This is a genomic window from Bacteroides sp. 1_1_14 (genome assembly GCF_000162515.1).
Lineage (GTDB): Bacteria > Bacteroidota > Bacteroidia > Bacteroidales > Bacteroidaceae > Bacteroides > Bacteroides thetaiotaomicron.
The window spans coordinates 519,789-536,041 of record NZ_GG774702.1; the positions used below are offsets into that span (position 1 = coordinate 519,789).

Sequence of the window (16,253 nt, forward strand, 5' to 3'; positions counted from 1 at the left end):
TTTTCTTCCTCATATATATGTTGAAAACAGCGCTTTGTCTGTCTGTTTTTTATTTATTCTACCGCTTGTGGCTAAGCAAGGAGACATTTCATCGATTCAACAGGATGGTGTTGATCGGACTTATATTGGTTGCATTTGTCATTCCTTCGCTAAAAGTTTCACAGAACTTCCATTTACCACAGATTGAACAAGTGTTTGACCACCTGAATAATCCGGAAGAAGAAATAAAACAGCAACTGAATCCGCAGGAAACGGAACAAGTCACAACAAATACGGTACAGACACAATTGGAAAAAGAAAAGTCTGACTTCACAATTTTGACCCCAGTCAATTTAGAATTGTTGTATTTGGGTGGAGCATTGCTGGTATTGTTGCGTTATATATTTTCTATAGCATGTATATACCGTTTGATTCGTAACAGTGAGAAGAAGTGTTGGAAAGGAAAAATCAGATTGGTGGTCCATCAGCAAAATGTGGCACCGTTTAGTTGGAGACACTATATTGTGCTATCCCGGCAGGACTTGGAGGAGTATGGCGAAGAAATTATAGCTCATGAGTATGCGCATATCCTGCACAAACATTTCCGGGACCTATTATTGGCGGAGATTTGCCTTTTGTTCCAGTGGTTTAATCCTGCAATGTGGCTGTTCAGAAAAGAATTGAAAGCCATACATGAGTTTGAAGCAGATGAATCAGTTCTGAAAACAGAGATTGATGCGAAGAAATATCAGCTTTTATTGATTCAAAAAACAGTTGGAACAAGGTTATATTCTATGGTCAATAGCTTTGATCACAGTTCACTTAAAAAACGTATTACTATGATGTTGAAGAAAAAATCAAATCCTTGGAAGTTATCAAAATACTTGATAGTATTTCCGTTGGCAGCTATTGCAGCTATTCTTTTTGCCCGTCCGAATCTTCTGAATATGAATAATCAGGAGAGAAATGCATTCATACAGGATACACTGGATGTGAGACATTTCGAAGAGATTCTGGTTTCTAAGAGTTATGCAGAATCGGACACTGTACAAATTATAGAAATCGATACTCTAAAAATGCATATCCCTGTAGGATATGCAGGATGGTCAATTTCGGAATCAAGTTCTGATGATAATGTCATCAGTTATCGGAAAGGTGTTTACCAAAAGGAAAATGGAATACTGCGTTTATCTTCGACTACTCCGTGGACAGAAAATGACTTGGCGGATTTTGTTCATCGGGTAAAAAAAGGAATGCTTAAATCATTGAATGAACTCTATGGAGTTAAAAAGCAGCAGAACGCTCATCCTGTACTTGCTCATGAAGTGAAGACCTCTCATACTGTGAAGTGCATTTATTATGTGAAGGATTTCTTTAAGATTTATTGTACGGATGGAGGAACCGGGCATGATGGACAGCTTATTCTTTTGGATGGAAAAGAAATTTCTTACCAGCAGTTGAAGAGCTTATCTCCGGATGATCTGCTGCATGATGTATGGGAAATTTTGCCGGAGTCGACGAATCTGGAATCTAAGTTTGGTAGTAAAGCCAAGAAAGGCATTTGGGTGTTGGCATCTAAAAAGAATCCTTCCTATTTGGAGGAGTTTGAGAAGAAATTGGCAGAGAACTAACTGGAATTAATCTATATATGGGATTCTTTTTCGTCTATATACTAAAATCGGGGGTGTGCCTGTCATTGTTTTATTTGTTTTACAGGCTGCTGTTGAGTAAAGAAACGTTCTACCGTTTTAACCGGATTGCGTTGTTGGGCATTCTCGTGTTTTCTTTGTTGCTTCCGCTGATTGAAGTGACCAAGGCGCCGCAGAATGAAATAAATCAGGCAGTATTGACAATTGAACAACTACTTGTTATGGCAGAGAATCATCAGGAAACCCAGGTGACAACAGTAGTGGAAGGAGATGATTTGGTAGATACGTGGAGAAGCCCAGTGCATTGGATAGAAATAGTTCTTCTATTTTATATAGCGGGCATATTTTTCCTTGTTTGCCGGAATGTCTATTCTTTATTCCGTCTTGTTCGGTTAACGAATACGGTGCAACGGAGACAGATAGATAAACATACTGTTTTGTTGGTTCATGACCGGAATGTGGCACCCTTCAGTTGGATGAAGTTTGTTGTGATTTCACGAACTGATTTGGAGGAGAACGGACGTGAAATACTGATTCACGAATGTGCGCATATCAGAAAGCACCATTCTTGGGACTTGCTTATAGCAGATATCTGTATATTCTTTCAGTGGTTTAATCCTGGAGCGTGGTTATTGAAACAGGAATTGCAGAATATCCATGAATACGAAGCCGACGAAGCGGTCATTAATGAGGGTATAAACGCTAGAGATTATCAGTTATTATTAATAAAAAAAGCCGTTGGCACAAGGCTCTACTCTATGGCCAACAGCTTTAATCACAGTAAACTTAAGAAACGTATCACTATGATGTTAAAAGAAAAATCAAATCCTTGGGCGCGTTTGAAATACTTATATGTACTTCCGTTGGCTGCTATTGCAGTAACCGCTTTTGCCCGTCCCGAAATCTCTGAAAAGGCTGACGAGATTTCTGCCGTCAAAGTTAATGATTTGGCTGCAATTGTAGAAGCAAAAGTGGAAGAAATTACCAAAGATGTGCTGAAAGATTCCCTGAAAGCTAAGCCTTATGTAGTGCCTGAGAAATCAAAAATGTATGGAGGACGTTGGGTTTCTAAGGATTCGTCGACTGTATATTCAGCAGATTCAGTTGTAATATTCAATGATTCCGTTACTTCCAAGCGAAGTTCGGTTGTTTTATACGGTGGCCGTTTTGAACGGATCTCGGAATCAAATAAGCCTCTTATATTGGTAGATGGTAAGGAAGTATCTAAAGATACATTGTATTCGATAATGAATGATGAAGCCAACCCGAATCGAATAAAGACTGTGTCTATATTACGTAGCGATGCGGCTCTTTCTATCTATGGCGAGAAAGGAAAACATGGTGTTTATGATATTGAATTACTGCCGAATGCGGATAACCACTTTCGAATTACTAAAACTCAGGCTAAATTTAAGACTAAAACCGGATCATTTCCTAAACAGAACTCTGTCCCCGGCATTGGCGGACTTCCCATTCGTGGTGTATATGATGGTGAGGAACCATTAGTAGTGATTGATGGTAAAGAAGTTTTGGGTCCTAATGCTTTGTCTAAAGTTTCTCCGGATCGTATAAAAAGTTTTTCTGTCTTGAAATCAGAAGCTGCACTGGAGGCTTATGGGGATAAGGCAAAGAATGGAGTGATTATGGTAGACCTGTTTACTGAGGAAGAATATGAAGCTCGCAAAAAGAACCCGCAGCATCCCTATAACAATGCCTGGGAGATAGCGATGAATCTAAAAGATGATAAAACTGTTCCTACAGGGAAGATGGTATTCTTTATTGATGGTAAGGAAGCCTCGGAAGAAGAATTGAAAAATATTCCGGCAAATGAAGTACGTGGAGTATCACGTATTGAGAATAGCGGGGAGGGTAAAACTACGATCCGTGTTGAAACGGAAAGAAATTCGGATAAGTGGGTATTAGCTTCGGGTATTGTAATGGATAAGGAAGGAAAGCCTATGGAAGGAGTCACTATTACTATGTATGGAACTTCATCGTCTACAAAGACTGATGCAACTGGACACTTTGAGTTGAGAACTCCTAAAGACGCCTCTCTCCAGATTTCTCGGGGTGAGAAGGTTCTTTTCAGGACAAAAGCTGCAAAAGACATAAAAATCGTATTGGATAAATAACTTAGGAATCAATATACTTATAAAATGGTCATTCAGTGTCCTTATTATTTATACTAATCCGGGTTAAAACTATATTTGTCTCCTTTAAATATCAATGACTATGGGAATCTTTCTTATCTATATTTTGAAATCGGCGGTTTGTCTGTCTTTATTTTATCTGTTTTACAGATTGTTGTTAAGTAAGGAAACATTCCATCGGTTCAATAGGATAGCCTTATTAGGGATATTATTTTTATCCCTGCTGATTCCCTTTATAGAGGTGACTACTGCTCATCAGACCGAATTGAGTCAGACCGTACTGACAGTTGAGCAACTATTGATGATGGCGGAAGCTATGGATCCCGCGGAGGTGACGGTTGCACAGCCGGAGGAACTTTCCATTTCCTGGGTACAAGTTCTGTTGCTGTTTTATCTAGTTGGTATTATATTCTTTGCATGCCGTAATCTTTACTCTTTATCCCGTTTACTATTACTGATTAAATCGGGTAAACAAGAAAGGCTTGAAGGAGGAGTCAGACTGATTGTTCTGGAACGGGAGGTCGCTCCTTTCAGTTGGATGAGATATATCGTTATTTCCCGGAAAGATTTGGAAGAGGATGGACGCGAGATTCTGATTCATGAAATGGCACATATTCAGAATCGTCATTCCATCGATTTGTTGGTAGCTGATATCTGTATCTTTTTCAATGGTTCAACCCCGGCATATGGCTGCTGAAACAGGAATTACAGAATATTCATGAATATGAAGCCGATGAAACAGTTATTAATGAAGGTATTAATGCAAAAGATTATCAGTTATTATTAATAAAAAAAGCCGTTGGCACAAGGCTCTACTCTATGGCCAACAGCTTTAATCACAGTAAACTTAAAAACGTATCACTATGATGTTAAAAGAAAAATCGAATCCTTGGGCACGTTTGAAGTACTTGTATGTACTTCCGTTGGCAGCTATTGCAGTAACCGCTTTTGCCCGTCCCGAAATCTCCGAAAGAGTTGAAGAGATTTCTGCCGTCAAAGTTAATGATTTGGCTGCAATTGTAGAAGCAAAAGTGGAAGAAATCACCAAAGATGTGTCGAATATTACTTCTGGAGATTCACTGAAAAAGTTGGTAGTCACGGGTGATTCAATATTGAAGGAGAAGGGAACAATATCTATTTATGGAGAAAAAGGAAAGAATAGGGTGTTGGCTACTAAACTACTGCCGGATGAAGATAATCATTTTAAAATAACCAAAACTCAAGCAAAAATAAAGCCGGGAATGAATACATCTGTAGATAAATCGAAACTTATGGGTACCCATATTTGGGGGATATCTACGGTGGATTTGCGAGATAAAGATGTATTGGTGATCATTGATGGTAAAGAATCTTCTCGTACTGTGGTAGATGCTTTAGATCCAAGTCGTATTGAAAGTATTTCTATATTAGATGGAAAAGAGGCTACAGATATTTATGGAGATAAAGCGAAAAACGGGGCTATGGTTATTCAGTTACATTCAACCGCAGAACAAATATTGCAGAATAAGTACAAGATTGATGCTATTTCAAAAACGAGATTAGATGCTCTCAATCGTGGAAGTAAGAATTGGGGTGTAACGTTTCATTCAGTAAGTGGTAAGAAGCCGTTAGTTTATATAGATGGCAAAGAAGCCGTTGGCGAAGAAGCTTTATCCAGTGTCTCTCCGGAACGTATTAAAAGTATATCTGTAATGAAAGACAAAGCAGCTGTAGAGGTTTATGGAGAGAGGGGGAAAGATGGAGTAGTTTTAGTTGATTTGTTGACGGAAGAAGAATATCAGAATAAACAAAAATTTCCAAAACCTGCAAAGGTAAGGACTGAGAGCGAATCACCTAAAAAATCACACTTTTATATGGGGGGATCTCATGATGAGGAATGGCATGTTGCTCAAGCTAAAAAAAAGCCTTTGGTTATTATTGACGGTAAAGAAGCATTGGAAGAAGATGCTATTTCCAAACTTGCTCCTGATCGTATTAAAAACTTTACTATATTGAAAGATAAATCAGCTACGGATATTTATGGGGAAAGAGGGAAAAATGGAGTGCTGATTATCACTTTGTTTACAGATGCGGAATATGAGTTTAATAAAGCTAATCCGAAAAAGCCTTATGCAGATGCTTTGGAATTGGCAGAAAGCATGGCAAAAGATGTAGAAGGAGAAATTATTTATTGTATAGACGATGAAAAGATTAAGAAGTCTAAATTGAAAGGTATGTCTACCAAAAATATAAGATCGGTGTCTGTAAATGAAATGGATGGAACAAAGATTGTAAGATTGGAAACCGATAAATATCGTTCTGATTGGATTTCTGTAACTGGAGTTGTGACTGATGAAGAAGGAAAAACGATTGCGGCTACTGTGTTAGTAAAGGGAACAAATGATTATACTGTAGCTGATGCAGATGGTCGTTTTAAATTGAAAGCGCCTAAAAATGGGATACTTCGGATTGCTGATGTCAATAAGTCTGTTGCTGAAGTGAAAGTAAAACCTATGCTTAAAGTAGTTTTGAAAGATAAATGAGAGGATACTTTATTTGATTAAAAATGGGCAGTTATATCCTGTTGAAATAAAAATATGGAATAAAAGCGATATACACTATTATTAACTATTTGTTAAACTTAAAATTTTATTATTATGAAAAGACAATTTTGTAAGATTTTACTAGCTGTTTCATTTCTTTTTCTTGTGCCTGCATTTTGTATGAGTCAAAACTTAAAAGGAATCTGGAAACTTGTTCAGAGTGAAGGCTCTTCGCAAGTGGTCAGATATAAGGTACTTGATAAAGAAGGCAATTATTTCAATGTGGATGCGTATATCAAAGATGCTGTAGACGTGAGTTCAGGCAGCCGCAGTTCGGACGATGTATTTTGCCCGTACAAAATTACCCGTTCGGGGGAGTACATCATCATTGCAAAAGGCCTTTACTGCGAGAAACTGCGTAATGAACATGGCAGATCGGCAAATGCTATCGTTCCTATATCTTACCGGATTGACGGAAAGAAAATGACGCTTCTGTTCCGGTTGGGCAATAATGTCTATCGGGAAGTTTATCAGAAGGTATCCAAACTGGGCAAATGAGTCAGATTTTGTAGACGGAGGTACTCAAGTATCTCCGTTTCTTGTTCCGGATGAAACCAGCGTATTTCTTCATCCCTTTTGAACCATGTCATCTGTTTGCGTGAATAAATGCGTGAATTTTGCTTGATCTTTTCGATAGCGAAAGGGAGTTCCCATTCTCCGTCCAGATATTTGAACAGTTCTTTGTAACCTACGGTATTAAGAGAGTTTAGATGCCGGTAGGAGAGTACGGAACGTACTTCGTCCAGTAATCCTTCCTCCATCATTTGGTCTACACGACGATTAATGCGGTCATACAGTTCTTCTCTGTCACGGGTTAATCCGATCTTAAGAATGCGGAAAGGGCGTTCCTTTTTCTGTTGGGTGCGGAAAGAAGTATATGTCTTTCCGGTCATGTAACAGATTTCCAATGCATGAATCACCCGTTTTGGGTTTTTCAGGTCTACGATGCGATAGTAGTCCGGATCTAATAAACGGAGCTCTGCACAAAGTTGCTCCAATCCCTCTTCCTCATACTTTTGCAGCATCACCTGACGTGTTTCAGCATCAACGGTAGGGATGTCGTCAATCCCCTTGCAGATGGCATCTACATACATCATTGAACCACCTGTAAGTACTACTACCTCATGTTCTGTGAATAATTGATGGAGGATTTCCATCGCTTCCTGCTCATATTGAGCGGCGCTGTAATAATCGGTAAGATGAAGAGTACCTACCAAATAGTGAGGCACGCGTTTTAATTGATCCGGGGTAGGAGCCGCTGTTCCTATTTTTAATTCAGCATAAAGTTGTCTCGAATCAGCAGAGACAATGCTGGTGTGAAAGTTCTCTGCCAGTCGCAGGCTTAATTCTGTTTTTCCTACTCCTGTAGGTCCGATTAAAACAATGAGAGTGGGCATGGATTTTAAGTATTAAGTATTAGGTGTTAAGTATTAAAGTGCCAGGGGATAAAAATATTAGGTATTAACTGCTTGTCACTGCATAGCAATTAATACCTAATACTTGATACTTAATACTTAAAACTTCTCTTCTTCATAAGAGCCACCCGCGTTACCACCTATGTCGAAGCCTTCCTGATCAAAATCTTCCATATCAAAGTCCTGATCACCATAGAAATTTTCGTCCAGATCGAGTGAACCGCTTGCAGCAGCCATTTCTTCAAAATCTACAGTTTGTGGCGGAGCATCACCCGATTTCTTGGTACATTTGGCACCATTCATATCTTTTCCGGTGATGATTTCAGACAATTCGATGAAGAAGCAACGCTCTGTCATGTAGTCGAATACATACAACAATTTTTGCTTTTCATCTTCTACCAGTTCGCTGATAGTAGTCTCTTTCATTACCCAACTATCCATTTCCGGATTGTCGTCCATTTCTTCCAAAGTGACTTCTTTTTCTTTTTCCCAATCATCATCGCAGATAAAGAAGGAGGTCATCTGGTCGTTTGTGTACCCTACTGATTTCAGTATTGCTTCATGGAAGTCAAGAAATGTAGCTTCCGGATCAATTTGTATTTCTCTGACAAAATCGTCAACTTCATCAGATATGATAGTAAATCTGTATATCATAATATGACTATTTTGAACTGTTTATTTAATAATACCACGTTCTGAATTACGGATGAAATTGACGATATAGTCAATCTCCGGACTCTTCTCAACTTCATCTTCAATTTTCTTCAATGCATCTGTTGTATTCAGACCGCTTTGGTAAATGATACGGTAAGCGTTATGAATACTTTCGATTACTTCATTGGCAAAACCACGGCGACGAAGGCCGATAATGTTGATACCGCTGAAAGCTATGGGCTCACGTCCTGCAATGATATAAGGAGGGATATCTTTACTGAAGCGGCATCCGCCCTGAATCATTACATGGCTGCCTACATGGCAGAACTGATGCATCAATACATTGGCACTGATAATAGCATTGTCGTCAATAACGATTTCACCTGCCATCTTGGTAGAGTTGCCGATAATACATCCGTTACCGATCAGTGCATCGTGTGCTACATGCACCCCTTCCATTAATAAGTTGTTGCTTCCTACAATGGTACGCCCTTTAGCTGCCGTACCACGGTTGACTGTAACATTCTCACGAATCAGATTATTGTCTCCGATTTCAGCAGTTGATTCTTCTCCACGAAACTTGAGGTCCTGTGGAACTGCTCCGATAACAGCACCCGGAAAGATCGTATTTCCATTACCAATGCGTGAACCATACAAGATGTTCACATTAGCCATAATCTTGTTGTTATCGCCAATAACTACGTTTTTATCAATAAATACAAAAGGCGCAATTTCTACATTTTCTCCGATTTTAGCTTCGGGATGAATATACGCTAGAGGACTTACCATGTTTTTGGTTTTATTTATTTTTTACTATTTGTGCCATGAATTCTGCTTCGCAAACGACTTTTTCGCCAACGAATGCATAACCTTTCATTGTGGAGATGCCACGACGGATCGGGGCTAATAATTCTACACGGAAAAGCAGTGTATCTCCCGGTACTACTTTCTGGCGGAACTTTACGCCATCTATCTTCATGAAATAGGTAGAATAACGTTCCGGTTCGTCAACAGAATTAAGAACGAGCAAACCGCCTACCTGAGCCATTGCTTCTATTTGAAGTACGCCCGGCATCACTGGTTCCTGTGGGAAATGTCCCTGGAAGAAAGGTTCGTTTGCTGTGATATTTTTGATACCTACGATATAGCTGGCACCCATCTCAATTACCTTGTCTACCAATTGGAAAGGATAACGGTGGGGTAATAGCTCACGGATACGATTTACGTCCATCACCGGTTCGCGGTTACAGTCGTATGTCGGTGCCTGTATTTCATGCAGGCGAATTTCCTTCCGCATCTGACGCGCAAACTTATTGTTGATGGTGTGACCGGGGCGGGTAGCAATGATGCGACCTTTAATCGGTTTACCAATCAATGCAAGATCACCGATAACATCCAGCAGTTTGTGACGGGCACACTCGTTCGGCCAAACCAGTGGTTTGTGATTGATGTACCCCAACTGATCCGCATCCATGTGAGGAACACCCATTACATCAGCCAGTTTGTCATAGCTTTCCTGTGACATTTTGCGTTCGTAAATAACGATTGCGTTGTCGAGGTCACCACCTTTGATGAGGCCGGCGGAGAGAAGTGGCTCTATTTCACGAACAAAGACGAAAGTACGGCTGGCAGCCACTTCGTCTTTGAAATTGTGCATATCCTCAAGTGTTGCAAACTGATTCGGGATAATGGTTGAATCGTAGGAAACGAGTACATTCAGACTAAAATTCTCGTCCGGTAGCACGATGATAGAAGAACCAGTTGATTCGTCCCGGAATTCAATTTTAGATTTGATGATATAAAAATCCTTGACAGCACTTTGTTCTTCTGTTCCTACACGTTCTATTTCTTGTACATAATATTGTGCACTACCGTCCAAAATCGGAAATTCCGGACCATTAACCTGGATAAGGCAGTTATCAATGCCCAATGCATAAAGGGCTGCCATACCATGCTCTACAGTACTTACTTTGACTCCATTCTTTGACAATACTGTGCCACGGGTTGTTTCCGTCACATTGTCGGCTACTGCATCGATAGTTGGTTGTCCTTCCAGGTCAATACGCTGGATTTTATATCCATGATTGTCCGGGGCAGGATTAAAAGTTACAGTGAGATCAAGTCCAGTGTGAAGACCTTTCCCGCTCAGTGAAAAGCTATCTTTCAGCGTTTTTTGTTTCAGCATTGGTTACTTATTTACTTATTTAATAGTTGTTTTAATTCTTCTACTTCTTTACGCAGATTGCGTATTTCTTTTTGCATATCCGGCAAATTCTTAGTCACAACAGCAGCCTTGAAGTAAGCTTTCGGTTCCATAGGAGGAGTCCCGATCAGTACGCTGTCTGCTTTGATGCTGCTTGGTATACCTGATTGTGCTCCCAGATTTACCCGGTCGCCGATTGTGATATGTCCGGCAATACCTACCTGACCGCCAAACATACACCATTCTCCGATTTTGGCAGAGCCTGCTATGCCGACTTGAGCCGCCATAACTGTGTGTGAGCCAATTTCATCGTTGTGCGCAATCTGCACAAGATTATCAATTTTAGCGCCACTATGTATGATGGTAGCTCCCATTGTAGCACGGTCTACACAGGTATTGGCACCTATATCTACTTTGTCTTCCAGGATCACAATTCCGATTTGTGGAATCTTATCGTATCCGTTCGGGGTGGGAGCGAAACCGAATCCATCGGCTCCGATCACTGCACCTGAGTGAAGGATACATTCATTACCGATACGGCAGTCATGATAAACATTTACATTTGAGTAAAGAAGACAACCGTTGCCTATCTTCACACCGTCTCCAACGAAAGTATGCGGGTAAATTTGAGTATTATCTCCGATAACGGTGTTTTCGCCGATATAGGCAAAGGCACCGATGTATACGTTCTCGCCAATTTTGGCGCTGGGGGCAATATAAGCCAGTGAATCGATACCTTGCTTCTTTGGTTTACTCATTTCATAGAGGTTAAGCAGCTTCGCCAGGCTTTCATAAGCATTGTCTACTTTGATCAGAGTAGCCCGAATCTCATGTTCAGGGACAAAATCTTTATTAACTAATACAATGCTTGATTGTGTCTCGTAGATATAAGGCGTATATTTAGGGTTCGACAGGAAAGAAATAGCTCCGGGCATTCCCTCTTCTATTTTAGCGAATGTGTGTACCGTTGCGTTTTCATCTCCAATGATTTCCCCTTGGATAAATGCTGCAATTTGCTTAGCCGAGAACTCCATGTCTTTATTTTAAATTAAATTAGTTCACAAATAACGGATTTTTTTTTCAGATTTCCGTGTTATTGAATGAATATTTTATACTTATCTATGCAATCGCTGGTAGCAGAGATAGTATTTCTTTACCTTTTTGGACAATAATGAGATGTTTAGCATGTCCGATGCTTCGGCAATATTTTTGATAGTGCCGTCTTTGTAGATAATATCAATACTGTCATCTGCCGGGTCGTACATATTCTTTTCGATGCTGGGGGTAGAGACAAAATAGTTCGCTTCGGAAAGGGTTATGCCTAGTTGCTGGCTGATTTGCAAAGTTAACTCTTTTATTCTGTCCTCACCAATAGGTTCGGCAGAATTTTCCACTTTAAAGATATTTCGGTTAATCATGCCCAGACTAAGTGTGGAAAGAACTTTATCCGGATGGTTACTCCATACTTTCAAGGCAGTCCAAATATCATTGTCATCCAATTGGATGAAATTTTCCAGACAATCGGGATTGTTATGGAACTCCGTATGATTAATGTCATTATATAGAAAGAAATGTAAGGCCGGCGAAGCAAACAGTTCTACTCCCTGTGATGCTAGTTCTTTGGCACGAAGCAACGTGCTGATAAGCATTCGTTCATAGGCTACCGATGTCTTGTGCAAATATACCTGCCAATACATGAGACGACGTGCTGTCAGGAAATTTTCGATAGAGTAGATACCTTTGGATTCAATTACGAGACGGTCGTCGGCCACATCAAGCATCTTGATGATGCGGGCAGAACCGATATTCCCTTCTGTAACACCGGTATAGAAACTGTCACGACGAAGATAATCGAGGCGGTCCATATCCAATTGACCACTGACGAGCTGATGCAGAAACCGTTTCGGATATTCGTCCTTAAAGATCTGTATGGCAAGACTAAGCTGCCCGTTCATTTCTTTATTCATTCGTTCCATCAGCATAAGGGAGATTTCTTCGTGAGAAACTCCTTGTACAATCGTATCTTCAAGCACATGCGAAAAAGGACCATGTCCGATGTCATGCAGTAAGATAGCCGCTTGTACGGCTTCAGCTTCGCTGTCAAATATAAAGTTACCTTTGGAGGTCAGTTGGGTGATAGCTTCGCTCATCAGATAGAACGCACCTAGTGAGTGCTGGAAACGAGTATGTTGTGCGCCGGGGTATACTACTGACGAGAGTCCTACTTGCTTGATGCGGGTAAGACGCTGCAAAAGGGGATGCCGTACAATATCGTACAGTAACCCCTTTGGGATATTAATGAATCCGAATACCGGATCGTTGATTATCTTTCTTTCGTAAGGCATTCCTTCTCTTTAAAGAATCGCTTTCAGTTGCTCTGCCATTTGCACCTGTACTTCTTGGGCGGCAAGCCTTGCAGCTTCGGCAAACTTTTCTGTTTTATCAACGTAGATGATTCCACGGGAAGAGTTAACAATCAGGCCACAGGTACTGTTCATTCCATATTTGCAAACTTCTTCGAGCGAACCGCCTTGCGCTCCGACACCGGGAACGAGCAGGAAGTGGTTGGGAACAATCTTACGAATATCTTCAAAAGCACGTCCTTGAGTAGCGCCGACTACGTACATCATACGTTCGTCATTTGCCCATTCCTGCGATTTGCGTAGTACTTTTTCGAAAAGACGTTCGCCGTTTGCATCTTCTGTCAACTGGAAGTCGTGGGAACCTTTATTAGAAGTCAGTGCCAGTAAGATCACCCATTTGCCTTCGTAAGTAAGGAACGGAGTTACGCTGTCTTCACCCATATAAGGAGCTACAGTGACGGAATCTATCTCCAGCTCTTCGAAGAAAGTACGGGCATACATGGCAGAAGTGTTTCCGATGTCGCCACGTTTGGCGTCGGCAATAATAAACTGGTCGGGATAGTTTTCCTTGATGTATTTTACTGTTTTCTCAAATGCGATCCAGCCCTTCACGCCCATACTTTCGTAAAAAGCGAGATTAGGTTTGTAAGCGATACACAGATCGGCTGTTGCGTCGATAATCGCTTTGTTGAATGCGAAGATCGGATCTTCTTCTTTCAACAGGTGTTCGGGAATCTTCTTGATGTCGGTATCAAGCCCTACGCAAAGGAATGATTTCTTGCGTTTTATGTTTTCAAATAGCTGTTGTTTATTCATGTCTATACTATAATTTTTAGAGTTCACTTTCTTTCAGGCGTTCCGCATTTTCTGCCACGATCAGGTGATCGATACAATCTTGAATATCTCCGTCCATAAAAGCGGCAAGATTATAGATGGTATAGTTGATACGATGATCGGTGATACGTCCTTGAGGGTAGTTGTATGTCCGGATTTTAGCCGATCGGTCGCCGGTAGATACCATTGTCTTACGTTTGGAAGCTATGTCGTCTATGTACTTCTGATGTTCCTTGTCGTAGATAAAGGTACGGAGTCGTGCCAGGGCGCGTTCCTTGTTCTTCGGTTGGTCACGGGTTTCTGTACATTCAATCAGGATTTCTTCTGCAACGCCTGTATTCGGGTTCTTCCAGATATAACGCAAGCGTACACCGGATTCTACCTTATTAACGTTCTGTCCGCCTGCACCGCCACTTCGGAAGGTATCCCATTTGATTTCTCCTTCATTGATGACTACGTCAAATTCTTCGGCTTCGGGGAGTACGGCCACCGAAGCGGCGGAAGTATGCACACGTCCTTGTGTCTCTGTGGCAGGAACACGTTGTACGCGGTGTACACCCGATTCATATTTCAATATTCCGTAGACATTATCTCCTGTGACGCTGCAAACAATTTCTTTGTATCCTCCGGCTGTTCCTTCATTTGCATTGGATACTTCCATTTTCCAGCCTTTGGTTTCACAGAACTTGGCATACATACGGAAAAGGTCGCCGGCAAAGATTGCGGCTTCGTCTCCTCCTGCACCACCACGGATTTCGAGGATGGCGTTCTTGCTGTCTTGCGGATCGGCAGGAACGAGCATTAGTTTGATTTCTTCTTCTAATGCCGGAAGACGTTCCTGACTGTTGTCCATCTCCTCTTTTGCCATTTCACGCATGTCAGCGTCCGACTCATTCGAAAGGATGTTTTTGGCTTCCTCGATGTTGCCTAACAGTTGGATATATTCTTTGCGGGCTTTCATCAAGTCATCCAGATCCTTGTATTCTTTGGTCAGTTTGACATAACGTTTCTGGTCGGCAATTACTGCCGGGTCGGTGATGAGGGTAGATATTTCTTCAAAACGGGCTACAAGTCCGTCTAGTTTTTCTAATATGGTACTGTTATCTGCCATTCTTTAGTATCTGAATTCTCCGAACTCGCTTTTAATGATTAATTCAGTCTGGTCACACGCTTCGATACGTCCTACTATCTGTGCAGGAATGCCGAATGATTCGGAAATAGCGATCACTTCTTCTGCATGTTCCGGTGACAGGTAAACTTCAAGACGGTGTCCCATATTGAATACCTTGTACATTTCCGCCCAGTCTGTACCGCTTTGTTCCTGAATAGTCTTGAACAGAGGAGGAACAGGGAAAAGATTGTCTTTTACTACACGGACATCTTCTACGAAATGCAGCACTTTGGTTTGCGCACCACCGGAGCAATGAACCATACCGTGGATTTCCGGACGTAAGGTGTCAAGTAGCTTTTTCACTACCGGAGCATAGGTGCGGGTAGGAGAGAGTACCAGTTTACCTGCGTCAATTGGAGAATCCTCTACAGTATCTGTCAGTTTTAATCCTCCGGAGTAAACCAGTTCTTCAGGTACGGCGGCATCATAGCTTTCCGGATATTTCTCTGCGAGGTATTTGCCGAAAACGTCGTGGCGGGCACTTGTCAGACCGTTGCTGCCCATACCTCCGTTATATTCTTTTTCATAGGTAGCCTGTCCGTAAGAAGCAAGGCCTACAATGACATCTCCCGGACGGATATTGGCATTGTTAATAACGTCCGAGCGTTTCATGCGGCAGGTTACGGTAGAGTCTACGATAATAGTACGAACCAAGTCGCCGACATCAGCAGTCTCGCCACCGGTAGCATATACGCCTACACCCATTTCACGGAGTTCAGCCAGCAATTCGTCTGTTCCGTTGATGATAGCGGAGATTACTTCGCCGGGAATCAACAGTTTATTGCGTCCGATAGTTGAAGAAACGAGGATATTGTCTACAGCGCCTACACAAAGAAGGTCGTCGATATTCATAATCAATGCGTCCTGTGCAATACCTTTCCACACAGACAAATCGCCTGTTTCTTTCCAGTACATATAAGCAAGGGAAGATTTGGTTCCGGCGCCGTCGGCGTGCATGATGTTGCAATATTCCGGGTCCCCACCCAGTATATCGGGAATAATTTTGCAGAATGCTTTTGGGAAAATTCCTTTGTCGATGTTCTTGATGGCGTTGTGCACATCTTCTTTTGATGCGCTTACGCCCCGCATCATGTATCGTTGATTACTCATGAGTTAAAGAATTATTTTTTGTATACGGCTGCAAAAGTACTGCTTTTTTTTCGTACAGCCAACTATTTGTTTATCAAGCTTCGTCCGGAAGAAGAATAAAACATAAAAGTGTTAATTAATGGTTCGTATTATTTTAATCATTA

Annotated in this window: 12 protein-coding genes and 1 pseudogene; 4 read left to right on the top strand and 9 right to left on the bottom strand. The window is 41.2% G+C overall.

Annotated features, from left to right (window positions below):
- Window positions 1–17 precede the first annotated feature (17 nt).
- The 4 genes and pseudogenes from HMPREF9007_RS22395 to HMPREF9007_RS22380 all read left to right on the top strand — a co-directional run bounded on the left by HMPREF9007_RS22395 (window position 18) and on the right by HMPREF9007_RS22380 (window position 6,858).
- On the top strand, window positions 18–1,610 hold the full coding sequence (locus HMPREF9007_RS22395) for a M56 family metallopeptidase (RefSeq protein ID WP_225651415.1): 1,593 nt from the start codon (window positions 18–20) through the stop codon (window positions 1,608–1,610).
- 17 nt (window positions 1,611–1,627) lie between these two features.
- Window positions 1,628–3,760, top strand: coding sequence for a M56 family metallopeptidase (locus tag HMPREF9007_RS22390; RefSeq protein WP_008759875.1), 2,133 nt, complete (start codon window positions 1,628–1,630; stop codon window positions 3,758–3,760).
- A 100-nt stretch (window positions 3,761–3,860) separates the two neighbouring features.
- Window positions 3,861–6,300, top strand: a pseudogene (locus HMPREF9007_RS22385) (M56 family metallopeptidase).
- 114 nt (window positions 6,301–6,414) lie between these two features.
- Entirely contained in the window at window positions 6,415–6,858 is a 444-nt protein-coding gene (locus HMPREF9007_RS22380; protein WP_008759876.1) for a hypothetical protein, read from the top strand.
- Here HMPREF9007_RS22380 and miaA read toward each other — a convergent pair.
- The 9 genes from miaA to HMPREF9007_RS22335 form a co-directional block, all read right to left on the bottom strand.
- Window positions 6,831–7,757: a tRNA (adenosine(37)-N6)-dimethylallyltransferase MiaA gene (gene miaA, locus HMPREF9007_RS22375; protein WP_008759877.1), complete on the bottom strand. Its 927-nt coding sequence runs from the start codon at window positions 7,755–7,757 to the stop codon at window positions 6,831–6,833. The genes HMPREF9007_RS22380 and miaA overlap by 28 nt on opposite strands.
- A 117-nt stretch (window positions 7,758–7,874) precedes the next feature.
- On the bottom strand, window positions 7,875–8,429 hold the full coding sequence (locus tag HMPREF9007_RS22370) for a hypothetical protein (RefSeq protein WP_008759878.1): 555 nt from the start codon (window positions 8,427–8,429) through the stop codon (window positions 7,875–7,877).
- 21 nt (window positions 8,430–8,450) lie between these two features.
- Window positions 8,451–9,218 carry an acyl-ACP--UDP-N-acetylglucosamine O-acyltransferase gene (lpxA, locus tag HMPREF9007_RS22365; RefSeq protein ID WP_008759879.1) on the bottom strand — a complete coding sequence of 256 codons (768 nt, stop codon included), beginning with the start codon at window positions 9,216–9,218 and terminating at the stop codon, window positions 8,451–8,453.
- A gap of 10 nt (window positions 9,219–9,228) precedes the next feature.
- Window positions 9,229–10,614 carry a bifunctional UDP-3-O-[3-hydroxymyristoyl] N-acetylglucosamine deacetylase/3-hydroxyacyl-ACP dehydratase gene (locus HMPREF9007_RS22360; RefSeq protein WP_008759880.1) on the bottom strand — a complete coding sequence of 462 codons (1,386 nt, stop codon included), beginning with the start codon at window positions 10,612–10,614 and terminating at the stop codon, window positions 9,229–9,231.
- A gap of 11 nt (window positions 10,615–10,625) precedes the next feature.
- Window positions 10,626–11,666: a UDP-3-O-(3-hydroxymyristoyl)glucosamine N-acyltransferase gene (gene lpxD, locus HMPREF9007_RS22355; protein ID WP_008759881.1), complete on the bottom strand. Its 1,041-nt coding sequence runs from the start codon at window positions 11,664–11,666 to the stop codon at window positions 10,626–10,628.
- 81 nt (window positions 11,667–11,747) lie between these two features.
- Window positions 11,748–12,977, bottom strand: coding sequence for an HD domain-containing protein (locus HMPREF9007_RS22350; RefSeq protein ID WP_008759882.1), 1,230 nt, complete (start codon window positions 12,975–12,977; stop codon window positions 11,748–11,750).
- 9 nt (window positions 12,978–12,986) lie between these two features.
- Window positions 12,987–13,811, bottom strand: a complete 825-nt coding sequence (gene pyrF / locus HMPREF9007_RS22345; RefSeq protein WP_008759883.1) for an orotidine-5'-phosphate decarboxylase — start codon at window positions 13,809–13,811, stop codon at window positions 12,987–12,989.
- A 16-nt stretch (window positions 13,812–13,827) separates the two neighbouring features.
- Entirely contained in the window at window positions 13,828–14,940 is a 1,113-nt protein-coding gene (gene prfA / locus HMPREF9007_RS22340) for a peptide chain release factor 1 (protein WP_008759884.1), read from the bottom strand.
- A gap of 3 nt (window positions 14,941–14,943) precedes the next feature.
- Window positions 14,944–16,110: an AIR synthase-related protein gene (locus HMPREF9007_RS22335; protein ID WP_032850055.1), complete on the bottom strand. Its 1,167-nt coding sequence runs from the start codon at window positions 16,108–16,110 to the stop codon at window positions 14,944–14,946.
- Window positions 16,111–16,253: the final 143 nt, after the last annotated feature.

Excerpts from the sequence above, each read along its gene's own strand:
- HMPREF9007_RS22350 (WP_008759882.1), bottom strand. The coding sequence starts at position 12,977 with ATGCCTTACGAAAGAAAGATAATCAACGATCCGGTATTCGGATTCATT.
- HMPREF9007_RS22335 (WP_032850055.1), bottom strand. The coding sequence starts at position 16,110 with ATGAGTAATCAACGATACATGATGCGGGGCGTAAGCGCATCAAAAGAA.
- miaA (WP_008759877.1), bottom strand. The coding sequence starts at position 7,757 with ATGCCCACTCTCATTGTTTTAATCGGACCTACAGGAGTAGGAAAAACA.
- prfA (WP_008759884.1), bottom strand. The coding sequence starts at position 14,940 with ATGGCAGATAACAGTACCATATTAGAAAAACTAGACGGACTTGTAGCC.
- HMPREF9007_RS22370 (WP_008759878.1), bottom strand. The coding sequence starts at position 8,429 with ATGATATACAGATTTACTATCATATCTGATGAAGTTGACGATTTTGTC.
- lpxA (WP_008759879.1), bottom strand. The coding sequence starts at position 9,218 with ATGGTAAGTCCTCTAGCGTATATTCATCCCGAAGCTAAAATCGGAGAA.
- HMPREF9007_RS22380 (WP_008759876.1), top strand. The coding sequence starts at position 6,415 with ATGAAAAGACAATTTTGTAAGATTTTACTAGCTGTTTCATTTCTTTTT.
- HMPREF9007_RS22395 (WP_225651415.1), top strand. The coding sequence starts at position 18 with ATGTTGAAAACAGCGCTTTGTCTGTCTGTTTTTTATTTATTCTACCGC.
- pyrF (WP_008759883.1), bottom strand. The coding sequence starts at position 13,811 with ATGAATAAACAACAGCTATTTGAAAACATAAAACGCAAGAAATCATTC.
- HMPREF9007_RS22360 (WP_008759880.1), bottom strand. The coding sequence starts at position 10,614 with ATGCTGAAACAAAAAACGCTGAAAGATAGCTTTTCACTGAGCGGGAAA.
- HMPREF9007_RS22390 (WP_008759875.1), top strand. The coding sequence starts at position 1,628 with ATGGGATTCTTTTTCGTCTATATACTAAAATCGGGGGTGTGCCTGTCA.
- lpxD (WP_008759881.1), bottom strand. The coding sequence starts at position 11,666 with ATGGAGTTCTCGGCTAAGCAAATTGCAGCATTTATCCAAGGGGAAATC.